General features: G+C 67.7%; 30 protein-coding genes. 16 read left to right on the top strand and 14 right to left on the bottom strand.

Features of this window, described 5'->3' with window-relative positions; all coding sequences use genetic code 11:
- Positions 1-134: 134 nt before the first annotated feature.
- Complete coding sequence (locus J0X25_RS32300) at positions 135-1,427, top strand: NAD(P)/FAD-dependent oxidoreductase (RefSeq protein WP_207287997.1); 1,293 nt, start codon at positions 135-137, stop codon at positions 1,425-1,427.
- Positions 1,428-1,535: 108 nt separating this feature from the next.
- Positions 1,536-1,949, top strand: coding sequence for an EamA family transporter (locus J0X25_RS32295; RefSeq protein ID WP_207287996.1), 414 nt, complete (start codon positions 1,536-1,538; stop codon positions 1,947-1,949).
- A 60-nt stretch (positions 1,950-2,009) separates the two neighbouring features.
- Here the strand turns inward: J0X25_RS32295 and J0X25_RS32290 are convergent, their stop codons facing one another.
- Complete coding sequence (locus tag J0X25_RS32290; RefSeq protein WP_207287995.1) at positions 2,010-2,717, bottom strand: metallophosphoesterase; 708 nt, start codon at positions 2,715-2,717, stop codon at positions 2,010-2,012.
- Positions 2,718-2,721: 4 nt separating this feature from the next.
- Positions 2,722-3,759 carry an archaeosortase A gene (artA, locus tag J0X25_RS32285; RefSeq protein WP_207290915.1) on the bottom strand — a complete coding sequence of 346 codons (1,038 nt, stop codon included), beginning with the start codon at positions 3,757-3,759 and terminating at the stop codon, positions 2,722-2,724.
- 177 nt (positions 3,760-3,936) lie between these two features.
- On the opposite strand from artA, the gene J0X25_RS32280 reads away from it, so the two are divergent.
- Together J0X25_RS32280 and J0X25_RS32275 are read left to right on the top strand one after the other, a co-directional pair.
- Entirely contained in the window at positions 3,937-4,716 is a 780-nt protein-coding gene (locus J0X25_RS32280) for a DUF7839 domain-containing protein (protein ID WP_207287994.1), read from the top strand.
- Between the two features lie 93 nt (positions 4,717-4,809).
- Complete coding sequence (locus J0X25_RS32275) at positions 4,810-5,598, top strand: enoyl-CoA hydratase/isomerase family protein (RefSeq protein WP_207287993.1); 789 nt, start codon at positions 4,810-4,812, stop codon at positions 5,596-5,598.
- 48 nt (positions 5,599-5,646) lie between these two features.
- Here the strand turns inward: J0X25_RS32275 and J0X25_RS32270 are convergent, their stop codons facing one another.
- Positions 5,647-6,546: a glycosyltransferase family 2 protein gene (locus J0X25_RS32270; RefSeq protein WP_207287992.1), complete on the bottom strand. Its 900-nt coding sequence runs from the start codon at positions 6,544-6,546 to the stop codon at positions 5,647-5,649.
- Between the two features lie 110 nt (positions 6,547-6,656).
- Positions 6,657-7,364, bottom strand: coding sequence for a class I SAM-dependent methyltransferase (locus tag J0X25_RS32265; protein WP_207287991.1), 708 nt, complete (start codon positions 7,362-7,364; stop codon positions 6,657-6,659).
- A 259-nt stretch (positions 7,365-7,623) separates the two neighbouring features.
- Here J0X25_RS32265 and J0X25_RS32260 point away from each other — a divergent pair, with 259 nt between their 5' ends.
- From J0X25_RS32260 to J0X25_RS32245, 4 genes are all read left to right on the top strand, one after another.
- Complete coding sequence (locus tag J0X25_RS32260; RefSeq protein ID WP_207287990.1) at positions 7,624-7,905, top strand: MarR family transcriptional regulator; 282 nt, start codon at positions 7,624-7,626, stop codon at positions 7,903-7,905.
- 141 nt (positions 7,906-8,046) lie between these two features.
- Positions 8,047-8,835 carry an MBL fold metallo-hydrolase gene (locus J0X25_RS32255; RefSeq protein ID WP_207287989.1) on the top strand — a complete coding sequence of 263 codons (789 nt, stop codon included), beginning with the start codon at positions 8,047-8,049 and terminating at the stop codon, positions 8,833-8,835.
- Positions 8,836-8,906: 71 nt separating this feature from the next.
- A complete protein-coding gene (locus J0X25_RS32250; RefSeq protein WP_207287988.1) occupies positions 8,907-9,581 on the top strand; it encodes a YkgJ family cysteine cluster protein in 675 nt (224 codons plus the stop codon).
- Positions 9,582-9,658: 77 nt separating this feature from the next.
- Complete coding sequence (locus J0X25_RS32245) at positions 9,659-10,423, top strand: geranylgeranylglyceryl/heptaprenylglyceryl phosphate synthase (protein ID WP_207287987.1); 765 nt, start codon at positions 9,659-9,661, stop codon at positions 10,421-10,423.
- Positions 10,424-10,736: 313 nt separating this feature from the next.
- Here the strand turns inward: J0X25_RS32245 and J0X25_RS39830 are convergent, their stop codons facing one another.
- The 3 genes from J0X25_RS39830 to J0X25_RS32235 form a co-directional block, all read right to left on the bottom strand.
- Complete coding sequence (locus J0X25_RS39830) at positions 10,737-10,862, bottom strand: hypothetical protein (protein WP_284145153.1); 126 nt, start codon at positions 10,860-10,862, stop codon at positions 10,737-10,739.
- 124 nt (positions 10,863-10,986) lie between these two features.
- Positions 10,987-11,391 carry a TRAM domain-containing protein gene (locus tag J0X25_RS32240; RefSeq protein WP_207287986.1) on the bottom strand — a complete coding sequence of 135 codons (405 nt, stop codon included), beginning with the start codon at positions 11,389-11,391 and terminating at the stop codon, positions 10,987-10,989.
- Between the two features lie 120 nt (positions 11,392-11,511).
- Positions 11,512-13,239 (bottom strand): radical SAM protein, encoded by a 1,728-nt coding sequence (locus J0X25_RS32235; protein WP_207287985.1) that lies wholly within the window; start codon positions 13,237-13,239, stop codon positions 11,512-11,514.
- A 320-nt stretch (positions 13,240-13,559) separates the two neighbouring features.
- On the opposite strand from J0X25_RS32235, the gene J0X25_RS32230 reads away from it, so the two are divergent.
- Together J0X25_RS32230 and J0X25_RS32225 are read left to right on the top strand one after the other, a co-directional pair.
- Positions 13,560-13,718: a DUF7559 family protein gene (locus J0X25_RS32230; protein ID WP_207287984.1), complete on the top strand. Its 159-nt coding sequence runs from the start codon at positions 13,560-13,562 to the stop codon at positions 13,716-13,718.
- A gap of 167 nt (positions 13,719-13,885) precedes the next feature.
- Positions 13,886-14,329 (top strand): Hsp20/alpha crystallin family protein, encoded by a 444-nt coding sequence (locus J0X25_RS32225; RefSeq protein WP_207287983.1) that lies wholly within the window; start codon positions 13,886-13,888, stop codon positions 14,327-14,329.
- Positions 14,330-14,391: 62 nt separating this feature from the next.
- Here J0X25_RS32225 and J0X25_RS32220 read toward each other — a convergent pair whose 3' ends face one another.
- Positions 14,392-15,579 (bottom strand): NAD(P)/FAD-dependent oxidoreductase, encoded by a 1,188-nt coding sequence (locus J0X25_RS32220; protein WP_207287982.1) that lies wholly within the window; start codon positions 15,577-15,579, stop codon positions 14,392-14,394.
- A gap of 170 nt (positions 15,580-15,749) precedes the next feature.
- A complete protein-coding gene (locus J0X25_RS32215) occupies positions 15,750-16,529 on the bottom strand; it encodes a DUF7388 family protein (protein WP_207290914.1) in 780 nt (259 codons plus the stop codon).
- Positions 16,530-16,726: 197 nt separating this feature from the next.
- On the opposite strand from J0X25_RS32215, the gene J0X25_RS32210 reads away from it, so the two are divergent.
- Positions 16,727-17,524 carry a LolA family protein gene (locus tag J0X25_RS32210; RefSeq protein ID WP_207287981.1) on the top strand — a complete coding sequence of 266 codons (798 nt, stop codon included), beginning with the start codon at positions 16,727-16,729 and terminating at the stop codon, positions 17,522-17,524.
- A gap of 52 nt (positions 17,525-17,576) precedes the next feature.
- On the opposite strand, the gene J0X25_RS32205 is transcribed toward J0X25_RS32210, so the two are convergent.
- The 3 genes from J0X25_RS32205 to J0X25_RS32195 form a co-directional block, all read right to left on the bottom strand.
- A complete protein-coding gene (locus J0X25_RS32205) occupies positions 17,577-18,509 on the bottom strand; it encodes a mechanosensitive ion channel family protein (RefSeq protein WP_207287980.1) in 933 nt (310 codons plus the stop codon).
- Positions 18,506-18,754, bottom strand: a complete 249-nt coding sequence (locus tag J0X25_RS32200; protein ID WP_207287979.1) for a YhbY family RNA-binding protein — start codon at positions 18,752-18,754, stop codon at positions 18,506-18,508. The genes J0X25_RS32205 and J0X25_RS32200 overlap by 4 nt, the downstream gene beginning before the upstream one ends.
- A 122-nt stretch (positions 18,755-18,876) precedes the next feature.
- On the bottom strand, positions 18,877-19,155 hold the full coding sequence (locus J0X25_RS32195; RefSeq protein WP_207287978.1) for a ribonuclease P protein component 4: 279 nt from the start codon (positions 19,153-19,155) through the stop codon (positions 18,877-18,879).
- 285 nt (positions 19,156-19,440) lie between these two features.
- Here J0X25_RS32195 and J0X25_RS32190 point away from each other — a divergent pair, with 285 nt between their 5' ends.
- Together J0X25_RS32190 and J0X25_RS32185 are read left to right on the top strand one after the other, a co-directional pair.
- Positions 19,441-21,252, top strand: a complete 1,812-nt coding sequence (locus tag J0X25_RS32190) for an ABC transporter substrate-binding protein (protein WP_207287977.1) — start codon at positions 19,441-19,443, stop codon at positions 21,250-21,252.
- Positions 21,252-22,079, top strand: coding sequence for a phosphatase PAP2 family protein (locus J0X25_RS32185; RefSeq protein WP_207287976.1), 828 nt, complete (start codon positions 21,252-21,254; stop codon positions 22,077-22,079). The genes J0X25_RS32190 and J0X25_RS32185 overlap by 1 nt, the downstream gene beginning before the upstream one ends.
- Before the next feature lie 122 nt (positions 22,080-22,201).
- Here J0X25_RS32185 and J0X25_RS32180 read toward each other — a convergent pair whose 3' ends face one another.
- Positions 22,202-22,612, bottom strand: coding sequence for a hypothetical protein (locus J0X25_RS32180; RefSeq protein WP_207287975.1), 411 nt, complete (start codon positions 22,610-22,612; stop codon positions 22,202-22,204).
- A gap of 133 nt (positions 22,613-22,745) precedes the next feature.
- On the opposite strand from J0X25_RS32180, the gene J0X25_RS32175 reads away from it, so the two are divergent.
- Together J0X25_RS32175 and J0X25_RS32170 are read left to right on the top strand one after the other, a co-directional pair.
- Positions 22,746-23,090, top strand: a complete 345-nt coding sequence (locus J0X25_RS32175; RefSeq protein WP_207287974.1) for a hypothetical protein — start codon at positions 22,746-22,748, stop codon at positions 23,088-23,090.
- A 175-nt stretch (positions 23,091-23,265) separates the two neighbouring features.
- Positions 23,266-23,895 carry a hypothetical protein gene (locus J0X25_RS32170; protein ID WP_207287973.1) on the top strand — a complete coding sequence of 210 codons (630 nt, stop codon included), beginning with the start codon at positions 23,266-23,268 and terminating at the stop codon, positions 23,893-23,895.
- A gap of 448 nt (positions 23,896-24,343) precedes the next feature.
- Here J0X25_RS32170 and J0X25_RS32165 read toward each other — a convergent pair whose 3' ends face one another.
- Positions 24,344-25,099, bottom strand: a complete 756-nt coding sequence (locus J0X25_RS32165; protein ID WP_207287972.1) for a DUF2797 domain-containing protein — start codon at positions 25,097-25,099, stop codon at positions 24,344-24,346.
- A 120-nt stretch (positions 25,100-25,219) separates the two neighbouring features.
- On the opposite strand from J0X25_RS32165, the gene J0X25_RS32160 reads away from it, so the two are divergent.
- Complete coding sequence (locus J0X25_RS32160; RefSeq protein ID WP_207287971.1) at positions 25,220-25,573, top strand: BsuPI-related putative proteinase inhibitor; 354 nt, start codon at positions 25,220-25,222, stop codon at positions 25,571-25,573.
- The last annotated feature ends 48 nt before the right edge of the window (positions 25,574-25,621 follow it).

Below are 25,621 nucleotides of genomic sequence, written 5' to 3'. Positions count from 1 at the left end.
TATCCTTGCAGGTGATGGCCCGGCGGTCGGGGCGTGACCAGCGTCTCCGGCCGGCGGACGGATTCGGCGACGACTGCGGCCGGTCATCGTGGTTTGGTTACACGACTTAGGGGCCGGTCGTCGAACGTTCGGTCATGACATCGACACCGCGCGTCCTCGTCGTCGGCGGGGGGCTCGCCGGCCTCGTCGCCGCCAGGCACCTCGCCGGCGGCGGCCTCGAGGCGACGCTGCTCGAGCGCCGCGAGACCGTCGGCGGCCGCGTCCGAACGCTCGAGCGCGACGGCTACCGGTTCGATCGGGGGTTTCAGGTGCTGTTTCCCGCCTATCCGGCCGTCCGGCGGGAACTCGATCTCGAGGCGCTGGAGCCGCGTCGGTTCACGTCGGGAGCGACCATCGCGGCACCGGACGGTCGATCGGTGCTCGCGGACCCGCGCAGCGCGCCCGGGACGCTTCCCGCGACGCTGCGCAATCCCACTATCACGCTGGGCGACCGCCTCCGCGTCGCTCGGCTCTGGGTGGAACTCCATCGAACTGATCCGGACCGGCTCTTCGACGACGACCGCGGCGAGGAGCAGTCGATCGAGCGCTATCTCCGAAACCGCGGCTTCTCGGACGGATTCATCGAGAAGTTCGTCGCACCCTTCTACGGGGGGATCACCCTCGACCGCTCGCTGTCGACCTCGAGTCGAGTCTTCGAGCACACGTTTCGAACGCTGGCGGCCGGCGGCGCCGCGGTCCCCGCGGCGGGGATGGAGGCGATCCCGAGGCAACTCGCGGATCGCGTGCGCGAGGCCGGCGGGACCGTCGAGACCGGCCGCGAGGTCGAATCGGTCTCGAGCGAGGGTGACTCCGCAACGGTCCGGCTCGCCGACGGCATGAACGGCGAGGTCGACGCCGTCGTCGTCGCGACCGATCCGCTTACTGCCCGAGAACTCACCGGCCTCGAGTCGATCCCGACCGACGCGCGGGGCTGTGTGACCCAGTACTACGCGCTGCCGGACGGGGCGAGCCTCGAGACGGGAAAGCGACTCCTGCTCAACGCTGTCGACGACGACGGACCGAACCACGTCGTCCCCCACAGCGCGGTCGCGCCCGAGTACGCACCCGACGGATCGACGCTGATCAGTGCGACCTACCTCGGAGACCGGGCGGAGAGCGACGCTGATCTGGCCGCGCGAACGCGAGACGCACTCGAGTCATGGTACCCGAAACGGGCGTTCGACGGCCTCGAAACCCTCCACACCGCCCGGATCCCGTTCGCGCAGTTCGATCAACCGCCGGGGATCCACGACCGCCTGCCCGGGACGCGCGACCCCGACGGCGCCGTCTACCTCGCCGGAGACTACACGCGCTGGTCGTCGATTCAGGGCGCGATGCGAAGCGGTCGGGACGCGGCGAAGGCGGTGCTCGAGGATCTCTCCGGATAGCCGACCGCCGATCGACCCCGGTAGCGTACCGTCGCTGCCCGATCGTGTATTCGCGCGAATGATTCTCGAGAGCGGGACGTTTTTGGTGGTGAAACAGAGCCGTACCCTATGGCCAATACAGCGATCGTCCTCGCGCTCGGCGCGTTAGTGCTGTACGGTGGGTGGGCGGTGTCGGCGGGCGTCGCGACCCGGTCGCTCTCGCCCGTCAACGCGGTACTGCTGTCCTACGTCGCCAGTCTCGCCGTCGTCGGCGGCTACGTACTCGCGACCCGTCGCCCCGTCGTCGGGACGCGCACGGACGTCGGCTTCGCGCTCCTGTCCGGCGTCCTGCTGGCCGTCGCGACGATCAGTTTCTACGCCGCGCTGACCCACGGGAACATGGCGATCGTGTCGGCGATCGCCGCGCTCTACTTCGTCATTCCCGCGATCGTCGGCGTCTTCTTCTTCGACGCCCAGCTCGCGACGACGAACGTCGCCGGACTGGCGCTGGCGATCGTCGCGGTCGTCCTCGTCGCTACCTGAATCGGGCCTCGGTGACCCGAGTGCCGCCGGCCGACGACCGCCGGCCGGCCCGCAGTATCGTTACAACAGCCGCCGACACTCGCCCAGCGGCGGGAACCAGAGTACCTCCTCGCTCGAGTCGTCCCAGACCGCCGGATGAAAGGCGTCCGCGTCGGTGACCAGCGGGGACTGGAAGTCCCGGGCGCGCATGCCGTTGACCGTCGCGCCCGCCGCCAGCGTCGTGAAGCAAGGGCAGACGATCACGTCGGCCCCCTCGTAGACGCCGGGGCCGTAGAGGAAGCAAGGCAGTTTGCGGCCCTCGACGGAAAGGGCGGGGTGGTCGTGGCCGATCACGTACCGCGACGCCGATTTGTCGGGCCGTTCGTGACCGTGGCAGACGACCGTCTCGCCGTCCGCGAGGCGGTAGTCGGCGGCCGTCTCGCCGTCGAAGACGTCCGCGAGCATCGTGTCGTGGTTGCCGGGCGTGACGCGCAGGTCGGCGCCGGCGTCGGCGACGCACTCCGCGAGCGCCTCGAGGTCGCGCCTGACGCCGCGCGGGACCCGCTGAAAGGAGTGGAGCAGGTCGCCCGCGACGACGACCGTCTCGGGGTCGGTGCGCCCGAGCAGCGACGCGAGGCGCTCGCGGACGTCCCGCCCGTCGTCGATCGGTGCGTCGACGTTCGAGTCGGCCGCGCGCCCGAGGTGGACGTCGGCGACGACCAGCGCGTCGGCTGCGGGGACGAAGAGGGCGCGCTCGAGGGGCGCCACGGGGAGGTCGATCTCGGTCACGGCGTTATCGGTCGCGGTCCGCGGCGTCCGGGCCGCCGTCGGCCCGCGCTTGCATCTCCTCCGCCCCCAGCGCCTCGAAGAGGTCGTACTCGTTGCCGGTGACGACGAACAGGGCCTCCTCGAGCGGGACGAGCACCTCGGGGAGGATCCTGACGACGAGGTAGGTGATCCCGATCAGCGCGACGATCGAGAGCGTCTGGGCGATGTAGTTGTGCGCGACGAGGTAGGAGACGCGGTTGGCCTCGGCGCCCATGTAGGTGGTCATGAACGAGACGAGCCAGTCCTGCTGGAACCAGCCCCACGGCGACGCGAGGCCGATGAAGACGTTGCGCACGAGGTTGAGGAACCAGATGACCCCGACCGCCAGGCCGAAGGCGGTGACCTTGCGCTTCAGCGGGGCCTTCACGGCAGCGACCAGACCCCCGAAGATGGCCATGCTCCCGATGCCGGTACAGGCGAGGACGATGTAGGTCGTCCGCCCGGTCACCGTCTCCTGGGGATCGAAGGCGAACTTGCTCTGGTAGCCGTTGCTCCCGACCTCGAGGCCGGGGCTGTAGCCGAGCAGTTCCATCCCGAAGTGCGTCTGGGCCGCCGTCGTCTCGATCAGCCACGTCTTGACGAACGGCATCGTCTCGACCGGGAGGTAGATCAGGCCCATACAGGCGACGGCCTTCGTGAGGACCAGCAGCGAGTCGCGCCCCTCCCAGAGGAGGTAGCCGGTGTAGAGACACAGGGGCAACGCGAGCAGTCCCAGCACCGTTTTGAGGGGGCTCTGGGCCTCGCCGTAGTAGTACGGCACCATCGTCAGCCAGAAGAGACCGAAGGTGATCCAGGCACCCGTTCCGAGATAGCGCGCTGCCTCGAGGTATCCCTGATATGCGAGGAGCAACGCCGCGAGGAACGCGCCGATGGCGACCCACGCCAGCAGGTCCGACGGATCGATCCCGGCGACCGCGGCCATCCCCGGTAGGAGGGTCGTTGCGCCGGCGAGTTCGCTGCCGACGACCGACGCGGCCCCGGTCGCGGCGGGTGCGGACGACATAGTCATGCTCGACTGAAGGACGCCCCTGCTATCAACTTGACGCCTCGCGGATTCCGCGCGCGGAGGCAGGATGCCGACCCCCGCGAGGGTCGTCCGGTCGTCAGGCCAGTGCAGTCGACCGCTGGTGCCCGACTTCGACCGAGCACCTTTTTGGCGCGCTCGTGAAAGTGTGAGCGCATGGTCGACGTCCTCGACAACAAGCGGGCCGCGACGCGCCTCCGGATCCTCGTGCAGATCGCCGAGCGCCAGCCCGCGGTCAGCCAGGGTGAGATCGCCGAGGAAGTCGGCGTGACCAGTCAGGCGGTCAGCGAGTACATCCGCGAACTCGTCGACGACGGCCTCGTCGAAAAGGAGGGTCGCTCGCGCTATCGCGTCACGCCGGAGGGCGTCGACTGGCTGTTCCGGACCGCCGACGACATCCGCCGGTTCGCCGACCACGTGACCGGCGACGTCCTCGACGCGATGAGCGAGGCGGCCTACCTCGCGACCGACGACATCGCGGAGGGCGACACCGTCTCCCTGTTCGTCGAGGACGGCCTGCTCCACGCGGCGCCCGGGGAGGAAGGGCCGGCGACCGGCGTGGCGACGACCGACGCCGAGGCGGGAACCGACGTCGGCGTCACGAGTTTCGAGGGCGTCATGGACTTAGAGCCCGGCTCGGTCACCGTCGTTCAGGTGCCCGCGGTCCGCACCGGCGGGAGTCGCGCGGTCGATTCCGACCGCCTCGCCGACCGCTGCGAGGGGGCCGATCTGATCGTGGCGGCCGGCGTCGAGGCGGTCGTCGCCTGCCGACAGACCGGGGCGGATCCGGCGGTGCCGTTCGCAGCCGGCGAAATCGCCGCCGAGGGGGCAGAGCGGGGTCTCGCGGTGACCGCCGTCGCCACGACCGACGAGGTCGGCCGGGTCACCGACACCCTCCGGGACGCCGACGTCTCCTACGAAGTTCTCGAAGGCTGACCGGCGGTCGGCCCGAATTCAGCGGCCCGCCGGCCACCGGTACTCGCTCTCGTTTTCCACACCGTTAAGAGCGTGGCACTGGATCGCACGGGCATGGAATCCGTAGGCAACGGCCTCGCGGTGATCGACTGGAACGACCATCGGGCGGACGTCTACCTCTCGCGTCCCGACAAGCGAAACGCGATGACGGTCCCGCTCATGCGGGACCTGATCGAGGCCTTCGAACGGGTCGACGCCGACGACGACGTTCGCGCCGTGACCCTGCTCGGCGAGGGCCCCGTCTTCTCCGCCGGCATGGACCTCGAGATGATGCGCGACCGTGTCGAATCCGACTCCGAGATCGATCGCGACGTCTTCCCGGAGGTCCTCGATACCATCGAGACCGCTCGCCAGCCGGTCGTCGCCGGGATCAAAGGCGCCGCACCCGCCGGCGCGTTCGAACTCACGCTCCCCTGTGACTTTCGAGTCATCGGCCGGGACGCGAAGTACGGCCTGCTCGAGGTCGCACTCGGGACCTTCCCCCACGGCGGCGGGACCCAGCGCCTGCCGCGGCTGGTGGGGCTGTCGAACGCGAAGGAAATCGTCCTGACCGGCGAGTTCGTCGATCCCGAGGACGCCGCCGAGATGGGACTGGTCCACGAGGTCGTCGACGCCGAAGCCGTCGACGAGCGCGCGAAGGCGTTCGCGGACGACCTCTGCGAGAACGCCCCGCTCGGACTCCGGAAGGGCAAGCAGGCGCTCAACGCCGCGTTCGACATGCCCCTCGAGCACGGCCTCGAGTACGAGCGCCAGTTGGGCCACGAACTCGACGACACTCGCGACTACCGCGAGGGGTTCGAAGCGCGACTCGAGGACCGAGAGCCCGAGTTCCGCGGCGAGTAGGGGTTGCGAAGAACCGGCGAGGCGACGAATCGTCTCGGCGAGAGACGGCTACCGACGGTCGTACATCCGAACCGCGCGGTCGTGGCGCACCGAGACGCCGTTCGGATTTCGCTGGGCCGATCGATCGGCCCAGCGCGCGCGGAGTCCGTCCCGCAGTCCGCGCGCGCCGTTCGCGAAGACGGCGCCGCCGTTAGAGAGCCAGTCCGTCGGCGTCACGTCGCCGGAAACGACGTCGCGGACGCCCGAGAAACCGTCGCGGAGGGCCCCGCCGAGCAGCCGACCGACGACCGACGGTCGCAGCCCGTAGTTCTTCGCGAGCCGGTAGGACCGCGAGCGGTAGGTGTCGCCCCAGTCGTCGCCGGTCCTGCCGCCGTCGGTTCCGACCTCACAGCGGGCGGCCATCTCCGCGTCCCAGGCGACGTCGAAACCTAACCCGGCCACGCGGTGGGCGCAGTCGCGCTCGCCGCCGACCGCGAGGTACTCGTCGAAGCCGTCCAGCGCGTCGAGGACGGTCCGGTCGAACGCGACGTTGTCGCCGTCGAAGTGGGTGACGCTCCGGCCGGCGACGGTTCGCGGGTTCTCGAGGTCGTAGTCGGTCCCGCCGCCGGTGACGGGCCCGGAGACGACGTCGATCCCGTCGTCGATCGATCGCTCGACGGCGTCGTACCAGCTGTGGTCGACGGCGTACTCGCCGTCGAGGAAGGCGACGACGTCGCCCGTGGCGGCCCGCAGGCCCGCGTTACGCGAGACGTTCGGGTTTCGCTCGGAGATCTCGACGAGCACGTCGACGTCGGATCGGTCGCGGACCACGCCCGTCGTTCCGTCGGAGGAGGGCCCGTTGACGACGATGATTTCGGTCCCGGGGGGCGTTCGCTCCGCGAGGGCGTCGAGACAGGACAGCAGTCGCTCTCGGTCGTTGAGCGTCGATACCACTACCGAGAGCTCCATATCCCGAGATAGGGTTCGTCGATAGTAAAATTAGGGGAAATCCGTATCGGAGCGTGCCAGTCGCTATCTCGGGGCATTCGTGGGGGAACCGAGGGGGCTAGTGCACGCGGTCACCGAACGCGCGTGTTCCAGTAGGAGACCGACGCGAGGTGGTCGGTCACCGGCAGCGACCCGATCAGTTCGTCGAGCCCGCGGATCGGCGACGCCAGCCCGTTCGGGATCGACCGGTAGAGTCCGTAGGGAACGAGGAAATCGTCCTCGACGTCGACGAGCGTCAGGTTCGTCTTGGCGAGCAGAACGGCCACTTCGCTCTTCGAGTAGAGTCGCGAGCCCATCGGCAGCGCCCAGTTGTAGATGCTGCGCGCGCTGAACCGGTTGAACGTGTCGAAGACGATCTGGTCGCTAGATACCCGCCGCATCTCCTTCAGGAACGCCTCTGGATCGTCCGCGAGGTGGAAGAACCGCATCGCGATGACGGTATCGAAGTGATCGTCCGGAAACGGCAGTCGTCCCGCGTCACCGCGAAGGAACTCGAGTGTCCCCTCGAGAGCCGTGTTCTCCCGCTTGTTTCGCCCTTGCTGTAACATCGCCGCCGAGATGTCGAGTCCGACGACGTCGGCACCCTGTTCGGCGAGCATCACCGTGAACCGCCCGGTACCACAGGCGATCTCGAGGATGTTCCGGTCCTCGACGGGCATGATCGCCTCGAGGACGGCTGCCTTCTCCCGACGGTCGATCAGCTGGCCGCCCTGGGAGAACCGTTTATCGTCGTACTCCTCGGCGACGTCGTCGGCCTGGTACCACTCCTGTCCTTTCACACTGGGCACAACTACAGGAGCGGGAGGATAAAACGATACTGGACTCGTTCGAGGAATGGCCGACCTCGCACGCGTGCCGAGTCGGGTCCGATCTGCCGCCGAACCGTCCCAATTCGCCGGAGAGATTCCTCCGAAACCGCGTGACTGGATCGGATTGGCGGTCCTGTGTTAATACACCATTCATACCCCTTATACAAACTGAACTGTTCGTATCCACATATAGGGAAGCTTTACCATCGGCGATTCCGCTGAAGAGTATATGAGCTTGAGTACCGCCGAGGACCGTGCCGCCGCTGCCGAGGACACCCTGTCGGAGGAGGAATACCGCGACCGGCTCCGCGACCTGCCGCCGAGTGCAAAGCTCGTCGCGAAGGTGCTGGAGACCGACTCGCCGCTCTCGCAGGGCCAGCTCGCCGAGGAGTCGCTGCTGCCCGACCGCACCGTCCGCTACGCCCTCAATCGGCTCGAGGACGTCGGAATCGTCGGCTCCCGGTACAGCTTCCGCGACGCGCGCAAGCAGGTCTACTTCCTCAAGCACTGACCGACCGCAACCACTGATCGACGACCGATCCGCCGGCGACCCGGTCTTCTCCGCTCTGGGGGTGGAAACGGGGGTGGCCGCGGAGGACGGTCTCACCGTCTCGCCGATACACACTTTTTCGCCCGCTGAGTCACTCGATACATGGACGTCACTCGGTGTTCCGTCCCAGTTGCGACGCGTGCGCCAGCCGGCGAGACGAACGCCTATCTGCTCGGCCGCGATCCGGCCGTCCTCGTCGATCCCGCGGCCCGGACCGACGAACTCGACCGACTCGTCGGCGAGCGAGCGGTCGCACACGTCGTCGTCACGCACACCCACCCCGACCACGTCGGCGCCGTCGACGCCTACGCCGCCGAAACGGACGCGACCGTGTGGGCACGATACGGCCGAACCGAACGCTTTCGCGAGGCGACGGGCCGGGAGCCCGATCGGACGTTCGCGCACGGAACGACGATCCCCCTCGAGGACGGCCGCGTTCGCGTCCTCGACGCGACCGGGCACGCGCCGGATCACGTCGCCCTCGAGGCCGGCCGCGGCGGCCCGATACTCTGTGGCGACTGCGCGGTCCGCGAAGGGAGCGTCGTCGTGGGCGCACCAGAGGGCGACATGCGCGCGTACGTGACGACCCTCAGACGGCTGTGGGCGATGGACCCGCCGACGCTGTCTCCGGGTCACGGCCCCGAAATCGACGCGCCACGGGAAACCCTCGAGCGACTGCTGGACCACCGTTCGCAGCGCGAGCGACGGGTGCTCGAGGCCGTCGAAAACGGCGCCAGAACGCTCGAGGAGATTCTGGACGAAGCGTACGAGAAGGACCTCTCCGGGGTCCGGGATCTCGCGAAAGCGACGGTCCGAGCCCACCTCGAGAAACTCGCGGTAGAAGGCCGACTCGAGTGGAACGGCGAGCGCGCGACGCCGGTAGGCCAGTGACCGTGACCGCGACCGAGGGAGCCCGATCGCTGAGCGACTGACTTTTCCGCGTCGCCGCCCCACGACCGGGTGTGCAATCGCTCGAAGCCGAACTCGAGGCGGCCCGCGCGCTGGAGATCGACGACCTCGCGGACGCCATCGAGTCGATCGGCTTCGAGTGTACCCGCTGTGGTGCCTGTTGCAAGAGCGACGACGAGGACGACCACACGGCGACGGTCTTTCCCGACGAGGTGCGCGACCTCGAGGCGAGTGATAGCTACGACGGCGACTACGACTGGCGCGACGTCGCCCGACCGATGCCGTACGGCCTCTCGGAGACCGACGACGGGGACCTCGAGGGTGAGACCTTCGAGTGGGCGCTCCAGACCGACGGCTGCGGCGACTGTACCTTTTACGAGGAGGGCGACGACGGCACCGGCGCCTGCGCCGCCCACGACGACCGGCCGCTGATCTGTCGGACCTACCCGTTCAGTGTGGCACTCGCGGGAACGAGCCAGCCGATGGGCGAGGCAGTCGACGAGGCGGGCGTCGTCCGCGCCCACGAGTGCGAGGGGCTGGGACGAGACATCTCCCGAGAGGACGCCGAGGACCTCGCCGGCGCGCTGAAGGAGCGAGCCGTCCGCGAACTCGAGGAAGCGATCGCCGTCCGGGACGCGTACGAACCCGCCGATCCCGGCCCTGGTGAGGTCGTCATCCACGACTCCGAGGGCGCGAAACGGATCGACGGGATGCCCCTCGAGGAGTAGCTGGCGCCCCCAGCGTGGCGCCGCGCCGCCGGTGGGAAACCGACAGGACATTCACCCGGTCGGCCGAAGCCCTCGACATGACGCTCGACTGGGACGGGATCACCCACGTGACGAAGGTCGATCCCGCGAAGCCGCTGCCGGCCGATCTCGGCGTCCTCGAGGGGACCGATCTGGTGATCGTCGGTGGCTCCGACGCGGTCACCGAAACGAACACGCTCGAGACGGTCCGCGCGATCGACGACGCGGCGCCGGAACTGCCCGTCCTCCAGGAACCCTACGACGCGGCTCACGTCTCCGTTGAAACGATCGACGCCGCCGACGCGATCGCCGTTCCGGCCGTCTACAACGGCGACCGAGAGCACTTCGTCGGCAAACACGTCGATCTGTTCACCGAGATCGGCCGCAAAGCCGACGCAGTGCTCGGAAGCGAGTCGTCGGCCGACGGCGATTCCGACGCGGCGACCGCCGCCGACGCCATCGCGGATCTCGCGAACAAACTCGTCGGTGAGGGCTACGTCGTCCAACACCTCGAGTCGGCCGCCGCGGCCACCGCGGGCGTCGACGAGCGCTACACCCGCGCGCAGGTCGCCGGCGCCGCCCTCGCGACCGAGGCGTTCTACGGCTTCCCGGTCTTCTACGTCGAGTACTCCGGAACCTACGGCGGCCCCGAGGACGTCGTCGCCGCCGCTCGCTACCTCGAGGAGACGACGCTGTGGTACGGCGGCGGTATCGACAGCCGAGCGAGGGCGACCGAGATCCTCGCGGCCGGTGCGGACGCCGTCGTCGTCGGCGACTGTTTTCACGACGACCCGGAGACGTTCCGGGAGACGATTCCAGAATAGTGGTCCTGTTTTAGCAATCCGCGATAGCGACGGGGTCGGGGCGGACTCGCCGGATGGTGTCGCCACGGGTCGTTCGTCCAGCCGAGACCGGAGTGGTGAACAGTGATCGGTCCGCTAGCGTCGCCCGGTCGGCCGACGAACCGGCGCGATAGGGGGCACTAGACGGGTAATAAACCGGCGGACAGAAACTGCGAGTACCCCTACCCGCTGTCCGCCGTCCTACCAGATCAATCACTGGTCGGTGGAAATATGCTTTGTGGTCCCACTGTCTCGAGCGGTTCGTCACTCGTCGTTCCTGTCACCGAAACGAGTTCTAGTGGCTCGAGGGGCCGTATCCGGCGACCGCGTCGGCGCTGGCTCGAGACGGGGGCCAGTAGGTGACGGCACGCTCCGCCTGGCCGTTCCTCGAGCGGGATTCGTAGCCGGACTCGGCCGTCATCGCGCGTTTCAACGATTCGAACGGGAGGTGCGAACGCGATCGCTCCTGGTTGTTGCGCGAGCGGTGTCGCGAGCGTCGAGACCGGCACCCGAGACGCCAGCGAGGCCCCGGCTACAGCGGTGCGTTAGAAGGTGTCCTCGATGATTTCGCCGACGGCGAAGTTCGATTTGACCTCGGTGACTTCGACCTTGACGCGCTCGCCGACGTCGGCCCCCGGGACGATGATGACGTAGCCGCGCTCGACGCGCGCGATGCCGTCGCCCTGTTTGCCGATGTCCTCGATCTCGACGTAGCGGGTTTCGCCGACGTCGACCGGCGGTTGCGGTTCCGACGGCGCGCTCCCCGGCGTGGCCGACGCCCCCTCGCTGTCGGCCGCTTCGTCGCGGGAAATGAGTGCGACGCGGTAGACCTCGTCCGGCTCGATGTCGCCGGTCTCGACTTCCTGGCGTGGTACCTCGATGACGTAACGGTCCTCCTCTGCCGAGACGTCCGCGCTGAACAGACACAGGAGTTTTTCAGATATTTCCACAGGTAGACCCTCAATTCCACCTCTGAAGCGCCTCCATAATAGAACTACCGACCGAAAGCCGACATTTGCCGGGGTAGCGCTCAAAAGACGCGTGGGTAGACACTCGTTTCCGGGCGGTCGTCAGTCCGCGCCTTCGAGCGCGCGGGTCGTCGCGAACCCCTCGAGGTCGACCTCGGAGCCGAGATCGGCCTCCGTGACGGCCTCGTAGGGCCGATTGACGACGATGTCGCCGGCGGTCCGGTCGCCGATGCCGGGGATCGCGGTCAGTTCGTCCATCGAGGCCGCGTTGAGATCGAGCGGGTACGGGACGCCGGTCACCGAGCGGTAGCCGTGGTCGACGACCGCGACGTCGATCATCCGTCCGAGTTCGCGTTCGCCGGGGATGCCCACCAGCAGCGGGTAGGTCCCGAGCTGGCGGCCGAAGGTCTTGCCGTCCTGATGGTACTCGAGGTGGACGTCCGGGAGGACGGTCCCGCGGGGCGCGACGCGCTCGAGCATCGGGTTGTCGATCTCCTCGCGGACCCGCTTCTTGTACCGTTTGAACAGCTGCTTGTGTTCGTTGGCGATCTGGGCCCCCGTCTCGCTCATCTCGGTGCCGTCGAAGGCCATCACCTGCCGGATGTTGATCCGCCGGAGCATGTACCCCTCGTCGTAGACTCGCTGGAGGAACTCGCGGTTGCGCTCGTAGGTTTCCTCGCGCTCGGCCTTGAGGCCGTGTAGGAGGTTAATTCCGGGGAGGAGCTTGGGGAGCCGGTTCGGGGCGTCCGGACCGAAACTCGGGCCGTCCCCGGGTTCCTCTCCGGGACGCCATCCCGCTTCCTCGTTTACGATTTTGACCGCTTCGAAGCACTCCTCGGCGGTGACGTTCAGGTTGTTCGCCTCCTGCACGACGGGATCGGCCGACTCGAGTCCGAACGCGGCCGTGTCGCCGGGCGTGTTGTGCTCGGCGATGATCCGGATCCCCTCGCGGCTCTGCTCGGGCCACTCGACGATCGTGATCGGGTTCATGTTGTCGAGGTGGAGCGTCTCGAGGTCGGGCGCGACCTCGCGGATCCCGCTGTACAGTTGGCGGAGGGCGTCGGGGTTCGGCGCCTCGCCGTCGCCGCCGTAGGCGAGGATGTCGGCTTGTCGGCCGAGTCGGAAGTGCTTGACGCCGAAATCGGAGAGCGCGTCGACCTCGCCGACGACCGTCGGCGGCGGACGGAACGAGGGGTTGCCGTACAGCGGCTCGGTACAGAACGAACACCGATAGGCGCAGCCGCGGGAGGTCTCGAGTTCCGCGATGAGGTGGTCCGGGTGGTTGGGGTGGTGCTCGACGATAAAGGCACCCTCCTGTGCCCACCGCGAGACCTCGTCGATATCGCGCATCCGGTTGTTGAAGCCCTCGAGGCCGCCTGTGACGAGGTCGTAGACGGCGGCCTCGACGTCTCCTTTGGCGACGAAGTCGAAGTCCAGGTCCTGGCGCTCCGTTTCGGTGGCGCCGGCGTTCTCGTCGCCGACGCCGAACTTGACGGGGCCGCCCATCAGGCTCGTGCCGTTCGCGGTCCACGCCAGCTTTCGCACCTCGTCGGGTTCGGCGGGCGTGCCGCCGACGTACTTCCCGGGGACGGTCATCCCCCCGATGTAGATCATGAGATCCGCCTCGTCGACGTCGCGCCACCGATCCGGCTCGTCGCGCAGGCCGTCGATCGTGTGGTAGGTGATCCGCTCGCGGGGAACTCCCGCGTCGACGAGCGCCCCCGCGGTGTAGCGGGGGTACGTCGAGATGTACGGCGGCACCCCGAAGTGTGCGGGCTCGTCGACGTAGCCGTCGACGATCGTCACGGACAGCGTCTCGGGGTCGGTCATAGCCGCCGATAGCGCCTCGAGGGGTAAAACGATGACTGAAAGGGGCTGCCGCTCGCGACGCTTCGCGGCGCGAGCGGCAGCCCCTTTCAGTCCCGCCCACCGCCGTTGCTCGACCGGCCGGCCGATACGAGTCAACCGGCCGGATTGGCCGATATCGAGCGGTACTCGAGCCGTGTTTCAGCACGCGATGCGTGCTGGTGGCGCGTCCGAGTGACTCGAGCGGCCGAGGGTGTTCTCCTGACAGGGGCCGAACGGAGACAGCCTGTAATCGAGGTGCCGCAACCCCGACGTTGATAGTGCTCGTGGCGCTACTATCGGGTATGCCACCGACCGAGGAAGTCGTCTGCACCGACGATGATTGCTTTCTCGACATCTTCGAGAACCACTACACGTACGACGTCCCCGACGACCTCGAGGTGACGGAACTCTCCTGTCCCGTCTGCGGGGGGACTGACTGCCTCGAGCGGGTCGAACTGTAGGCGTGGCCGCTGTACCGGCCGCTCGCGGCGGACACGTGTCAGACGTTTATTTTGACCCATCAAAAGAGATATGAATGGCGCCATCGTAACTCCTCGTGAGCCATGACTTCGACGTACCTCCAGGTCCCCACCACCGCCCTGCGAACAGCTAGCAGGGGTGACGCCGCGTGAGCCTCGGCGATCTCCCGAAATCGGTCGGCAGCGTGCTCTACCGGCAGGTCGGCCGCGCGAACGGAGAGTTCCAGAACCACCGCTCGCTGCCCGTCGACGTGCTCGAGAACGACGCGTCGTATCGGGTCGTCTTCGACGCGCCCGGCGCCGAACCCGACGACGTCCAGGTCCGCTATCTCGGAGGGAACGTCAAGATCCAAATCGATCGGTTCCGCCAGTACCGCGACGGCTACGAGATGCGCTTTCCCGGCCGCGGGATGGAACTCGAGGGCGAAACCGAACTGCCGTCGGACGCGATGGTCGACCCCGATTCGGGGACGGCGACGCTGACCGAGAACGGCACCTTGCGCATCGACATTCCGAAGGACTCGACGGTCGAGGGCGACGAGAGCGAGTCCGACCCCGCCTCCGAAGCGGACGAACTCACCGCCGACGACTGATCAGATCTCTCCGGGCCCACTCCCTGCGTCCCGCGGCCGACCGGTCGGCCCCGCCGTCGGTCTTAATTCTCCGACTCGATCGACATCCCGTCGACGATATCGAACGCTTCGTCGCCGCCGAACCGCGCCGGATCGAACGCGTCGATGCCGTCGCCGCCGAGAACCTGTTCTGCGAGCCGCTGGCCGATCGCCGGCGCGCGCATGAAGCCGTGGCCCTGGAAGCCGGTCGCGACGTAACACCCCGCCGCGACGCGGCCGACCAGCGGGTCCCGGTCCGGCGTCGCCGTACAGAGCCCGGCCCACGCCCGGTCGAGTTCGAGGTCAACCCCCGGAAGCCGGTGTGCGACCCGCTCGAGGAGGTCGTCGGCGAACTCGGGATCGGCCTCGCGGTCGTAGTCGTCGGGGTCGCTCTCGACGTGCTCGGTGCCGTCCCCCGCGAGGAGGCCGTCGGGGTGCGGGCGGAGGTAAAAGGAGTCGCTCGCGTCGTAACAGATCGGTTCCTCGAGGTCGGCGCTGGCGACCAACGCCTGCACCCGGTAGGGTTTCACCGGGATCGAGACGCCGGCGTCCGCGAGCAGTTCCGTCGTGTGAGCGCCTGCGGTCACGACCACCGCGTCCACCTCGCGCTCGGTACCGTCCGCGAGGACCACCCGCGCGGGGTCGAGCGCGACCTCGACGGGCGTCTCGGGCTCGAGGGTTGCGCCGGCGCCGTCCGCCGCGGCGGCGAGGCAGGCGGTGTATCTGGCGGGATCGGTGTAGCCCGCCGCGCCCGCGATGCCCGCGACGGCGACGTCGTCCGTTCGCAGGGCGTCGAAGCGATCCGCGAGCGCGTCGCCGTCGGCCTCGAGGGCGACGATCCCCTGTTCCTGCATCCGCTCGACCTGTTCGCGTATGGCGTCGGCCCGCTCCGTATCGCCCTCGCGGGCGAGCCAGACGTAGGGACACTCGACGAACGGGAACGTCTCGTCGCCCGAGAACGCGCGGAACCGCTCGATGGCGTCGCTGGCGATTTCGGCGTCGAGGGGGTCCGCGAACGCGTCGTAGCAGATGCCCGCGGCCCGACCGCTCGAGCCGCTCGCGATCGATCCCTTCTCGTAGAGCGTGACGTCCGCCCCCTCCCGCGCGAGGTCGTAGGCGGTCGTCGCACCGACGGCGCCGGCGCCGACGACCGCGATCTCGAGGCCGGCACCCGACTGCGTGAAGGCGTCCGCGCCGACGGCGATCTCCGGATCGTCGTCGATACCGCTCATCGCCGATCACGCTCCGATCCGCCGGCCGTCCGGCGCTGTACTCGACCGTCGATGGCCCGAACGAAACTCGTCATAGCGGCTACTGGGGGTGGCGGGCACTTACCTCTGGGTGGTTGTCGATCGACGGAGACTGATCGAGACTGCAGGCGGCGCCGCTCATCCGCGAGCGGTCACTCGAGAAACGGTTCGAGACCCTGTGCGGGGTAGCCGACGACCGTCGCCGCGCCGGCCTCGCGGACGGCGTCGGTCTGCTCGCGGACCTCGTCTGCAGTGCCGACGAGCGCGTAGTCCGTCGCCGCGGCGAGCAAGACCTCTCGAGCGCGTCCGGTCGCGCTCGCGTCCGTCGCGGCGCCCGCGGGTAACGCCTCCGCGACGGGGCGCCGCCGGGCGACGTAGTCCCCGACGGCCTCGAGGATTCGGTCCTCGTCGTCGGTCAGCACCGTCGGCGCGTAGACGGCGACGCCGCCGTCGAAGCCGGCCGCCCGCAGCGCCCGCAGGTCGCGGTGGGTAGTCCGGGAGAGCAGTTCGTACTGGGTCGCGCCCGTGGCCATCGCGATCCGTTCGACGCTCTCGGTGCCGACCCAGGCGTCCGGGTCGCGCTCGAGGGCCGCACCGAGTCGGGGGGCGACGGCCCGCTCGCGTTCGTCCGAGGTGAGGTAGGCGGGGTGGCCGGCGACGAGGACCCGCCCCACCGAATCGGGTAGTTCCGCGACCAGCGAGTCGTCGCCCAGCGGATCGAAGCCGTCGGCCCGGACCGGCGTCGTGAGGTAGACCGCGGCTTCGTTCGAGAGGGCGCGAAGGGTCTCGCGGGCGGGGAGGTGCTCGCGACCCTCGTAGTCGATCGCGATCGTCTCGACCGGCAGCGCGCTCGCGGCCGAGACGTCGCACTCGGCGGGCTTCAGCGCGATCGCGTCCAGTCCGGCACGGGCGACGGTGTTCGTTGTCAACATCGGGAAGTTCTCCTCGGGCAACGCGGCCGCGGATCGTCGAGTCGATTCCCGGTCGCGGCCCGCGTCGTCGTGGGTATGCACGTGCTGAGCGGTCGCCGCGCAAAAAACTGGCGTTCCGGACCGATTCGGGTCCGAGCCGGATCGTTTCGGTTCGAGGATGAAAACGCTTAGTACTGTCTAACCGGCTGACTACTCCTATGCAACCTCGCCGATTCGCGGCGCTGTGCTGCCTGCTCGCGCTGATCGTCCTCGGCGGCTGCGTCGGCGTCCCGTCCGGCGAGGGGGCGCCGGGCGACGCCGACGACCCCGATCCGGAAGCCGTCTTCGAGGGCGCGTTCGTCCACAGCGACGATCTCGAGGACGTTAGCGGCGAGATGCGGACCGAGGTGACCGACGGCGACCGGTCGGTCGTCGAACGCGTCCGCATGGCCGAACGTCCTTACGTCGACTACCGGGACGAAGTCCTCGAGGCGTCGAACCCCGACCGCGTCGGCGACGTCTACGTCTCGAACGCGACCACGAAGTGGTGGTACTACCCCGACGCCGGGGTCGCCCAGTACACCGAGTTCGAGGAGCCGTTCGAAGACGCGTCCGTCCGCGAGAGTCGCGCCGACATGGCCGCGGAGCAACGCGAGCTGTACGACCTCGAGTATCAGGGGACGGCGGAAATCGCGGACCGCGAGGCCCACGTCCTCGACGTCGATGCGAAAGACGAGGTGGTCACGGAGGGACTCTCGGTCCTCGTCGGGGACACCGAGTACGTCTACGCCCTCGAGACGATCGATCCGGAAGACGAACTCACCGTCGTCGAGCAGACGATCTGGATCGACGCGGAATTCGACTACCCGCTCAAGGAGAAACTGGTCTTCGAGGGACCAGCGGGCACCCGCCACGTGATGATCGAGAAATTCGAATCGGTGACGTTCAACAGCGGTCTCGAGGACGATCGGTTCGCCTTCGACCCGCCGGAAAACGTGACCGTCGAGGAGTGGTAGCGCCGACTGTGGGAGGCGCGGTGTACGTTGAAACCGCTCGGTGCTCGTCGCCTTATTCTGCCGGCTGACCGATACTCGGCCTGTCTTCGAGCGTGAGCCCGCCCTCGAGCGTGCGGACGGGGTAGGGGATGTCGATCCCCTCCTCGTCGAAGCGCTGTTTGACGCTCGTGACGTACTCGCCGCGAATCCGCACGAAGTCGGCCCGCGAGGGGTTCGCGATCCAGAACCGCGACTGGAGCCCGACGTCGGAGTCACCGAGTTCCGTCAGTCGGACCGACGGCCCTGGATCGTCCATGATGTCGGGGTGGCGCTCGGCCTCGTCGACGATGATATCGGTGGCCTTCTCGATGTCGTCGCCGTAGCCGATTCCGAAGACGAACTTCAGTCGGAGTTTGTCGCCGTCGACCGGGTTCTTGAGGACGCTATCGGTGAGACTCGAGTTCGGCACCGTCAGGAGTTCGTTGTCGAACGTGCGCACCCTGGTCACCCGGAGGCTGATGTCCTCGACGACCCCCGAGTAGGTCCCGTCGTCCCACTCGATCCAGTCGCCGATGCGAAACGGCTTGTCGACGTAGATGAAGACGCCGGCGACGAAGTTCGAGATGACGTTCTGCATCGCCAGGCCGACGGCGAGCGCCCCGGCCGCCGCGATGCCGGCCATCGAAACGAGGAAGTTTCCGAAGCCGGCGAAGCCGAAGGCGATGGCGACGGCGACGAACAGCATCCCGAACGTCGTCAGCCGCAACAGCGGCTTCTTCGCGTGGTCGTCGAGGTCGCGCCCGTCGAGGGCCCGCCGGACCAGGGGCACCACGACCAGACGACCGATCACCCAGATCGCGGCGAACGCGAGGACGAACCGGATCACGCTCGCGACGCTCCCGGCGACGGTCGGCCCGACGTACGGAATATCTAGCGCCTCGAGTCCGCGACCGATCGGACCCAGTTCGTCGGCCTGGAGCACGATCGAACTGGGGCCGCCGGTCATCGATACAACACCGCAGTGTGCCCGCGCGTCTCGATCAGTTCGGCGCCGACCCGATCCGCGAGATCGGCCGCCTTCTCCTCGGTGGAACTGCCCGCGCGGGCCGCGCGGAGGAATTTGACCTTCACGAGTTCTCGGGTCGAAAGCTGGTCGTCGAGTTCGTCGACGACCGATTCGACGCCGCTCTTGCCGACCCAGACGGTGACGTCGAGATCGTGTGCCTCCTGCTTGAGTTTCTGGGTATCCATACCCGTCGATAGCGAACCGAGCCGTTTGTATCTTCTCGAATCGGAATTCCGCTTCCCAGGTCCATCGCCGACGGGTCCGATAGCGGCGGTCGACCACTCAGTCGTCGGTGGCGGCCGGTCACTCAGTCCTCGTAGGGGTACCTCGCGTGGGCCCCGCAGTCACAGGTGATCACGACGTGGCCGTCCCGGAGCCTGACGCGAGCGTTCCGTCCGGGCCGGAGGTACGCGTCACAGCGATCGCAGGCGAACCGCCGAAACTCGCGGGGGAGCGTGAGCCGGTTCCGTTCGGCGATGCGACGCGCGAGGCGGACGTAGTACCGCGCTCGGTCGTAGTCGTCGTCCGCTGTTGCCGCTCGAGCCAGCTCGTGGAGGCGGTCGATTCGCTCGGCGGCGACGTCCATACTCCGTCTTGCGGTGGTTCGCCTATTGATGTTGCGTTCTCAGGGCTCCGCGGGGCGGCCTCCACGGACCGACAACCACGGCTCACCGATCGAATCGACCCGAACGGCGTCGACCGAGAACCCTCGATAACAACGCCTCTCGTCGTCGTTCGGGCTGATTTTTGGCCAGGGCCGTCAATCGTGGGGTATATATGGGCGATTGGAAAAGTTTTTGACGATGCCCCATAGCCGATCGTAGTACGCAATATTGTTATATATCAACAACAAAGAGGTGTAATAGACTGAATGAAATGCAATCCAACTGATCCGACTGACGGCGTCGATCGCCGCTCCGTCCTGGCCGCCGGTGCGGCCGGGCTTTCGCTCTCGTTGAGCGGGTGTGTCGAGTCGGTGCAGAGCGTCGTCAACGGTGACGGAAACGAGCACATGTCGCTCTCCATCGTCACGGTTCCCGGCGACGCCGGCCCCGAGACCGTTCAGATCGCCCGCCATCTCGAGCGCAACCTCAAAGAGATCGGTATCAACGCCAGTCTCACGATGCGTTCGCCCGCGGACTTCCTGGAGAAGGTCCTGATCGACCACGATTTCGACATCTACGTCGGCCGCCACCCCGCGGACTACGATCCCGACTTCCTCTACGAGGCCCTCCACTCCACGTACGCCACCGAATCCGGCTGGCAGAACCCCTTCGGATTCGATAGATGGTCGTTCGATTCCCTCCTGGAGGACCAGCGTCGGGCCGACGGTGAGGATCGACGGCGCGACATCGCAGAGGTATTGGACGGAATCGCCAACGAAAAACCGTTTCAACCGATTTGCCGGCCCGACGAGGTTCGAATCGCCAGAACCGATCGATTCGAGGGCTGGGACGAGACGCTCTTCCCCACGCGAAGCGCCTATCTCGGCCTCGATCCGGTCTCCGACACCGACCGACTGAACGCACTCGTCACCGACGCGCGCGCGTCGCAGAACCTCAACCCCCTTTCGGCGACGACTCGAGATCGGGGGACGGTCGTCGACCTGCTGTACGACTCGCTTGGAACCGTCGTCGACGGCGAGGTAACAGCGTGGCTCGCGGAATCCTGGGAGTTCGAACCCGCCTCGGACGAGTCGGACGACTCGCCCGGAACGACCGCGACGGTTACGCTCCGAGAGGACTGTCGGTTCCACGACGATGAACCGAACACGCCCCGGACGGTCACCGCGAACGACGTCTTTTTCACGTATCGATTCCTCGCGGACACCGCACTCGGACAGGCCCAGCATCCGTCGCCGCCGCCGCGCTATCGCGGCCACACGAGCGCCGTCGAGGACGTCGAAATCGTGGACGAGCGGACGCTCCGGTTCACGTTCGACGCCAGCACCGAGGTCGCCAAACGCGCGTTTACGGTGCCGATCTTCCCCCGTCACATCTGGCGCGAGGAACTCGAGAACCGGATCGACGACCTCGACGAGTTCACGGCACCGCAGGGTCGGTGGGGACTCGTCACCTCCAATTCGGTCCCGCCGATCGGCAGCGGCCCATACCGGCTCGCCGAGCGGGAAGAACGGAGCCACGTGTTACTCGAGCGGTTCGACGACCACTTCACGCTGCGCGAGGACGCCGAGGCCGATCACCTTCGCGCGCCCCTCGCCGAGGAACTCCGGTTTACCGTCGACACCGGAAGCGCGTCGTCGATCAACCGCATCGAGAGCGGGAACGGAGACGTCACGGCCTCGATGCTCGCGTCGTCCACGATCAGGGGGATCCCCGACGATTCCGACATCGAACGGCTGGACTCGCCGTCGTGGACGTTCTTCCACGTTGGGTTCAATACGCGCCGCCCGCCGTGCAGTAACCTCCACTTCCGCCGCGCCGTGTGTCAGGCGATCGATACGCAGTGGCTGGTCGACGAGGTCTTCCACGGTCACGCACAGCCGCTGGCGACGCCCTTGACCGACGAGTGGACGCCCGACGACCTCGCGTGGGACGGGGAGGACCCCGTGACACCGTTCGCCGGCAGCGACGGAACGCTCAACGTCGAAGCAGCCCGCGCTGCGTTCGAATCCGCGGGCTATCCCATCGACGACGAGGGACGGGTGCTGAGGAAATACTGATGCTCAGCGACATTCTGACGCAGGTAGCGATCGTCGTCGGCCTCATGGTGGTTCTCTCCACAGCCGTATTCATCGGCCGCGACCGCCTCGAGCAGACGCAGAGGGAGTGGCTGTCCCGAGTTCGAGTCTCTGCGCCAGTTCTCGCCGTCCTTGCGTGCGTCCTGGTCTTCAACCGTATTATGCGGGACAATCAGCCGGATATCGGCGTCTACATGACCCGGACGATCCGCTCGATCGAGGGGGAGTTCGTCCTGATCTTCCAGGCGATCGCCTCGGAGGACGTGACGTTGTACTTCTCGTTTACGTACATCTATGGCTACGCGTTCCTGCTGATCTTCCCGCCGATCGCGTACTTCGCCCTGTCGAACACCCGACCGTTTCGACGGCTGCTGACGGCCTACTCGCTCAACTACGCGATCGGGGTCGTCATCTACGCGCTCGTCATCGCCTACGGACCGCGGAACTTCATGCCCGAACTGCCGACGATCCTGTACAACGTGAACCCGGAGGCCCAGCACCTCACCCGCGAGGTCAACCGCAACACCAACGTCTTCCCCTCGCTGCACACCTCGCTGTCCGCGACCGTCGCCATGTTCGCCTATCAGACCCGGTCGGAGTATCCGAACTGGTTCCCCGTCTCGGTCGTCTTCGCGGTCAGCGTCATCATCTCGACGATGTATCTGGGTATCCACTGGGGGATCGACGTCATCGGCGGACTCATCCTCGCGGTCGTCTGCGTCGTCGCCTCCGACCGCATCGTCGGTCGCTGGTCGGTAACGACACTGTACGAAACGTTCCGCGAACGCCTGAGCAGCCACGTCGAGTGAGGCCGAGACGGGCGCCGGCCCGCGGTCTCCGATCGGCAGCCACGAGCGACCGGCGACGATCGATCGCGAATCGCGACGCTACCGGGCTGGTAATCCGAAAAATCGAGCGAACGGAACGGTCGTTACCGATCCTCGAGCGCGTCGGCGATCCGCTTGAGCGCGCGCGTCTGGTCGCGCATCTCGTCGCGGAGCTGGCGAACTTCCTGCACGAGTTCTTCGTTCCCGACCTCTTCGCCGCGGCCGCCGGGACCGCCGCCCATGCCGCCGGGACCGCCGGGGCCGCCGCCCATCATGCCGCCCATCATCTGCGCGAAGGGGTTGCCGCCGCCGCCCATGCCGCCTGGGCCGCCGCCACCGCCGAACGGGCTCTCGGGCGGCTCGCCCTCGCCGTCGCCTTCTTCGGCGCGCTTCTCTCGAATCTCTTCGACTCGCTCGCGGAAGGACTTCTCCTCGCCGTCGTCCGCTTCGCCGTTGGATTCGTTTTCGTCCGTCATACCATCGGATTCTGGACGGCCGCGGAAAAGGATTGCCATGTTTCGAACCGGGTAGCGGCCAGTCGGCGGGACGAGTCGTCTCGTCCGGACGCGGGTCCCGGGCTGGCTCTGGGACCATCGACGCTGGTATCGCTTGCAGAAGACGGAACCCGGTCGGGACGGAAGCGCCCGTATGAACGACGCGAGCGCCGACGGAGAGCCGATCGCCAGCGAGGGCCGGTACGCGGTCGTCGCGGCCGAAGAGAGCGAATCGACGGACTACTGGTTCGTCACCGACGACCGCGAACACGCCGTCCCTCTCGGGGACACCGATCTGGACGCCGCCGCGACCGTCCTGTCGCGGGTTCGCAACGCGCGAACCGACGCCGGCGGGACCGGGAGCGGAGCGGAGTCGTCGGACGGCGTCGAGTTGACCTGCCACGAGTGCGGCAAAACCTGGACCTACACCGGCGGGGACGAGCACGCGTCGTGTCCCAACTGCGAGACGGAGGTCCCCGTCGAGGGCATCGGTCCCTGAAACCGCCTGAAGCGACGGGACCCGCTCGAGCGCGCTGCAGTCGCATAGGCCGAACGGGCGACCACGAACGTTCAGGCCGAACGCTTGTCTCGAGTGTAGGCCAACGGACCGTCGTGACGCCGAATCGATACGACGAAACGGTACTCGACGCGCCGGTTGCCGTCGGTGAGCGGCCGTGACGCCGGACCTGACCAGACGCGAAGCGATGGCGGGTATCGGGAGTGCGGTCGCGGTCGGGGCGAGCGCGGGCCTCGCGGGGGCACAGGAGTCGCCCGCCGAGGCCGTCGTCGACGCCGACCGCGAGGGCGACTATCCGCGCTGTCTCTACAAGCCCGACGGCGACGGGGAGTGGAACCCCGTCCTTCCGATCAACGTCCACGCGCGCGACTCGAGCGACGGCGCGGCGCTGGCGACGGTCGAGGACGCCTTCGCTGGCTTCTCGAACCTCGAGTGGACGCGCGTGTTCCCCGACGCGACCGCGCGGGCGTGGGACCGCGAGCGCGAGCGACTCGTTCCGCCGGACTACTCGGTGCGGCGACCGCGACTGGGCGACGAGTGGACCCACGTTCACGTCTGGGACGTCGACGACGACCGGGTGGCGATCCACGCCCACCTGGACGTCTTCGACCCCAGTTCCTCGCACTTTCACCGGGGCGACCACTACGGCGACGCGGCCCGGGCGGTCGCCGACCACCTCGGCGACGAGGGCTGGACCGTCGAGCGCGACTACAGCATCGAGTACGGGGTCGGCGAGGATCGACTCGAGCGCTGGGGCGACACCGGCGACCTGAAACTGACGTACTAGTCACGTCTTCGAGTCCGCCACTCCGGACCGACGATTCGGCGTGCGGTGGCGCGCGCTGTCGGCCGTCCGAGCGAGCGCGAGGACGGCCGATGACAATGCGCGAGGGATGAGTGAGCGACGGACGCGCGGCGCTACGCGCCGCGGAAAGGCGAACGGCGAGTCGTTCGAATCGCCGACGGCGTTTCGTGACTGAGCGGAACGGAGTTCCGCGAGGTCCGCGAAATCTTCGATTTCGCTTGATGACGAGAGAGCGAAGCTCTCTCGAACCACCGTGAGCCAAGGAGCGAACGAATCGGTTGGGGAGGGCGTGGCGATTCCCTATTGCCAGAAGTCGTAACGAACGCGATGATAGTCGACGTCGTCGCATCTCGAACGGACCACTCCGCTGCGAAATAGACCGAGAGTGGCCACAGCGACCGACTCGAGCAGACTGGACGAATCGACTCGACTAGCCGAACGACCCGAGCGAGGACTGCAGGCTGCGACTCGTCTCGCCGGCCGTGACGTCGTACCCCACCAGATCGCGCATGTCCACGGCGTAGGTCGTCCCGCCGGTCTCGAGCACCAGCAGCCGCCCCTTCACGCCGACGACGGTCCCCGAGGCGATGGTCTCGCGGACCGGTTGGGCCTCGAGGCCGAGGCCGTAGTCGAACTCGAACCGCTGAATGACGTCGAATTCGTCGAGAACCGACTCCCACGCCGCACCGTCGATCGTCGCGGCCAGTGAGGCGACCTTCGCCGGCGTCCGGACCCGATCGACCAGCCGCTCGGCGATCTCGGCCTCGAGTTCGCGGGCGATTCGGCCGTTCGAGACGGTGTGGACGTGGGCCGCGCGGTCGGCGCCCTGTTCCCGGAGGCGGGTCTCGAGCCGGCGACTCTTGGTGACGCCGACCTTGAACGTGTCCGGGGCGAAGGCGGCGATGTAGACGGCGTGTTCCTCGTAGCAGTCCATCTCGTCCTTCAGGCAGGTGCCCGTACAGCGGGCGCAGACCCACGTACTCGTGTGGTACTCGCAGTAGGGGGCCGACGGTCGATCACACGAAACGTGGTCGCCGTCCTCGTCGATCGTTCCGGCGCAGTGGCGCTCCCCGAGCGCGTAGGCGAGGTCGGCCCCGGACTCGAGCGGGCGGGCGTCGACGGCGTCGCCGTCGCTGACCAGCAGCATCGACCCGCGGCCGCTCGGTTCGTAGCCGACCAGTTGCACGCCTCCGGCTTGGGACCGGGCGCAAATAGGCGTAGCGCTCCCGGCCTCGAGTCGGTCGTCACCGCTCTCGAACCGTCACGCGAGGGAAGACCTATCCGACCCTCCGCCCTACCGGATCGTATGACACTCGAGGGGGCGCTCGAAGCCGACGTGCGGCCGACCGACGGCGACTCGAGAACGGTCTCGTTCGCGTTTACCGTCACCAACGCGGGCTCCGAACCCGTCGAACTGCAGTTTTCGGACGCGTGCAAGGCGGAGTTCGTCGTCCGCGACGGCGACCGCGAGGTCTGGCGCTACACGGAGGGCCGACTGTTCGCCCAGATGCTGAGTCGGGAGGACCTCGAACCCGACGGGTCGTCGACCTACGAGGCCGAGTGGGAGCGGCCGCGGACAGGCGAGTACACCGTCACCGCCGAGTTGCGAACACAGGAGGCGTCCTGCGAGGCGCGAACGTCGGTCACCGTTCCGGAGTGATCGATCGCGCCAGCGCTCGTCCGCGGTCCCATCGAACGAGGTTCTTCT

The sequence above is a fragment of the Haloterrigena alkaliphila genome (genome assembly GCF_017352155.2).
Taxonomy (GTDB): domain Archaea; phylum Halobacteriota; class Halobacteria; order Halobacteriales; family Natrialbaceae; genus Haloterrigena; species Haloterrigena alkaliphila.
Note: the sequence above shows the minus strand (reverse complement) of the source record. Positions and strands in the feature narration are given on the sequence as shown.

What these genes read in the sequence shown, in the direction of transcription:
- J0X25_RS32300 (WP_207287997.1), top strand. Translation starts at nt 135, where the DNA reads ATGACATCGACACCGCGCGTCCTCGTCGTCGGCGGGGGGCTCGCCGGC.
- J0X25_RS32295 (WP_207287996.1), top strand. Translation starts at nt 1,536, where the DNA reads ATGGCCAATACAGCGATCGTCCTCGCGCTCGGCGCGTTAGTGCTGTAC.
- artA (WP_207290915.1), bottom strand. Translation starts at nt 3,759, where the DNA reads ATGTCGTCCGCACCCGCCGCGACCGGGGCCGCGTCGGTCGTCGGCAGC.
- J0X25_RS32280 (WP_207287994.1), top strand. Translation starts at nt 3,937, where the DNA reads ATGGTCGACGTCCTCGACAACAAGCGGGCCGCGACGCGCCTCCGGATC.
- J0X25_RS32275 (WP_207287993.1), top strand. Translation starts at nt 4,810, where the DNA reads ATGGAATCCGTAGGCAACGGCCTCGCGGTGATCGACTGGAACGACCAT.
- J0X25_RS32270 (WP_207287992.1), bottom strand. Translation starts at nt 6,546, where the DNA reads ATGGAGCTCTCGGTAGTGGTATCGACGCTCAACGACCGAGAGCGACTG.
- J0X25_RS32260 (WP_207287990.1), top strand. Translation starts at nt 7,624, where the DNA reads ATGAGCTTGAGTACCGCCGAGGACCGTGCCGCCGCTGCCGAGGACACC.
- J0X25_RS32255 (WP_207287989.1), top strand. Translation starts at nt 8,047, where the DNA reads ATGGACGTCACTCGGTGTTCCGTCCCAGTTGCGACGCGTGCGCCAGCC.
- J0X25_RS32245 (WP_207287987.1), top strand. Translation starts at nt 9,659, where the DNA reads ATGACGCTCGACTGGGACGGGATCACCCACGTGACGAAGGTCGATCCC.
- J0X25_RS39830 (WP_284145153.1), bottom strand. Translation starts at nt 10,862, where the DNA reads ATGACGGCCGAGTCCGGCTACGAATCCCGCTCGAGGAACGGCCAGGCG.
- J0X25_RS32235 (WP_207287985.1), bottom strand. Translation starts at nt 13,239, where the DNA reads ATGACCGACCCCGAGACGCTGTCCGTGACGATCGTCGACGGCTACGTC.
- J0X25_RS32230 (WP_207287984.1), top strand. Translation starts at nt 13,560, where the DNA reads ATGCCACCGACCGAGGAAGTCGTCTGCACCGACGATGATTGCTTTCTC.
- J0X25_RS32220 (WP_207287982.1), bottom strand. Translation starts at nt 15,579, where the DNA reads ATGAGCGGTATCGACGACGATCCGGAGATCGCCGTCGGCGCGGACGCC.
- J0X25_RS32215 (WP_207290914.1), bottom strand. Translation starts at nt 16,529, where the DNA reads ATGTTGACAACGAACACCGTCGCCCGTGCCGGACTGGACGCGATCGCG.
- J0X25_RS32210 (WP_207287981.1), top strand. Translation starts at nt 16,727, where the DNA reads ATGCAACCTCGCCGATTCGCGGCGCTGTGCTGCCTGCTCGCGCTGATC.
- J0X25_RS32205 (WP_207287980.1), bottom strand. Translation starts at nt 18,509, where the DNA reads ATGACCGGCGGCCCCAGTTCGATCGTGCTCCAGGCCGACGAACTGGGT.
- J0X25_RS32200 (WP_207287979.1), bottom strand. Translation starts at nt 18,754, where the DNA reads ATGGATACCCAGAAACTCAAGCAGGAGGCACACGATCTCGACGTCACC.
- J0X25_RS32195 (WP_207287978.1), bottom strand. Translation starts at nt 19,155, where the DNA reads ATGGACGTCGCCGCCGAGCGAATCGACCGCCTCCACGAGCTGGCTCGA.
- J0X25_RS32190 (WP_207287977.1), top strand. Translation starts at nt 19,441, where the DNA reads ATGAAATGCAATCCAACTGATCCGACTGACGGCGTCGATCGCCGCTCC.
- J0X25_RS32185 (WP_207287976.1), top strand. Translation starts at nt 21,252, where the DNA reads ATGCTCAGCGACATTCTGACGCAGGTAGCGATCGTCGTCGGCCTCATG.
- J0X25_RS32180 (WP_207287975.1), bottom strand. Translation starts at nt 22,612, where the DNA reads ATGGCAATCCTTTTCCGCGGCCGTCCAGAATCCGATGGTATGACGGAC.
- J0X25_RS32175 (WP_207287974.1), top strand. Translation starts at nt 22,746, where the DNA reads ATGAACGACGCGAGCGCCGACGGAGAGCCGATCGCCAGCGAGGGCCGG.
- J0X25_RS32160 (WP_207287971.1), top strand. Translation starts at nt 25,220, where the DNA reads ATGACACTCGAGGGGGCGCTCGAAGCCGACGTGCGGCCGACCGACGGC.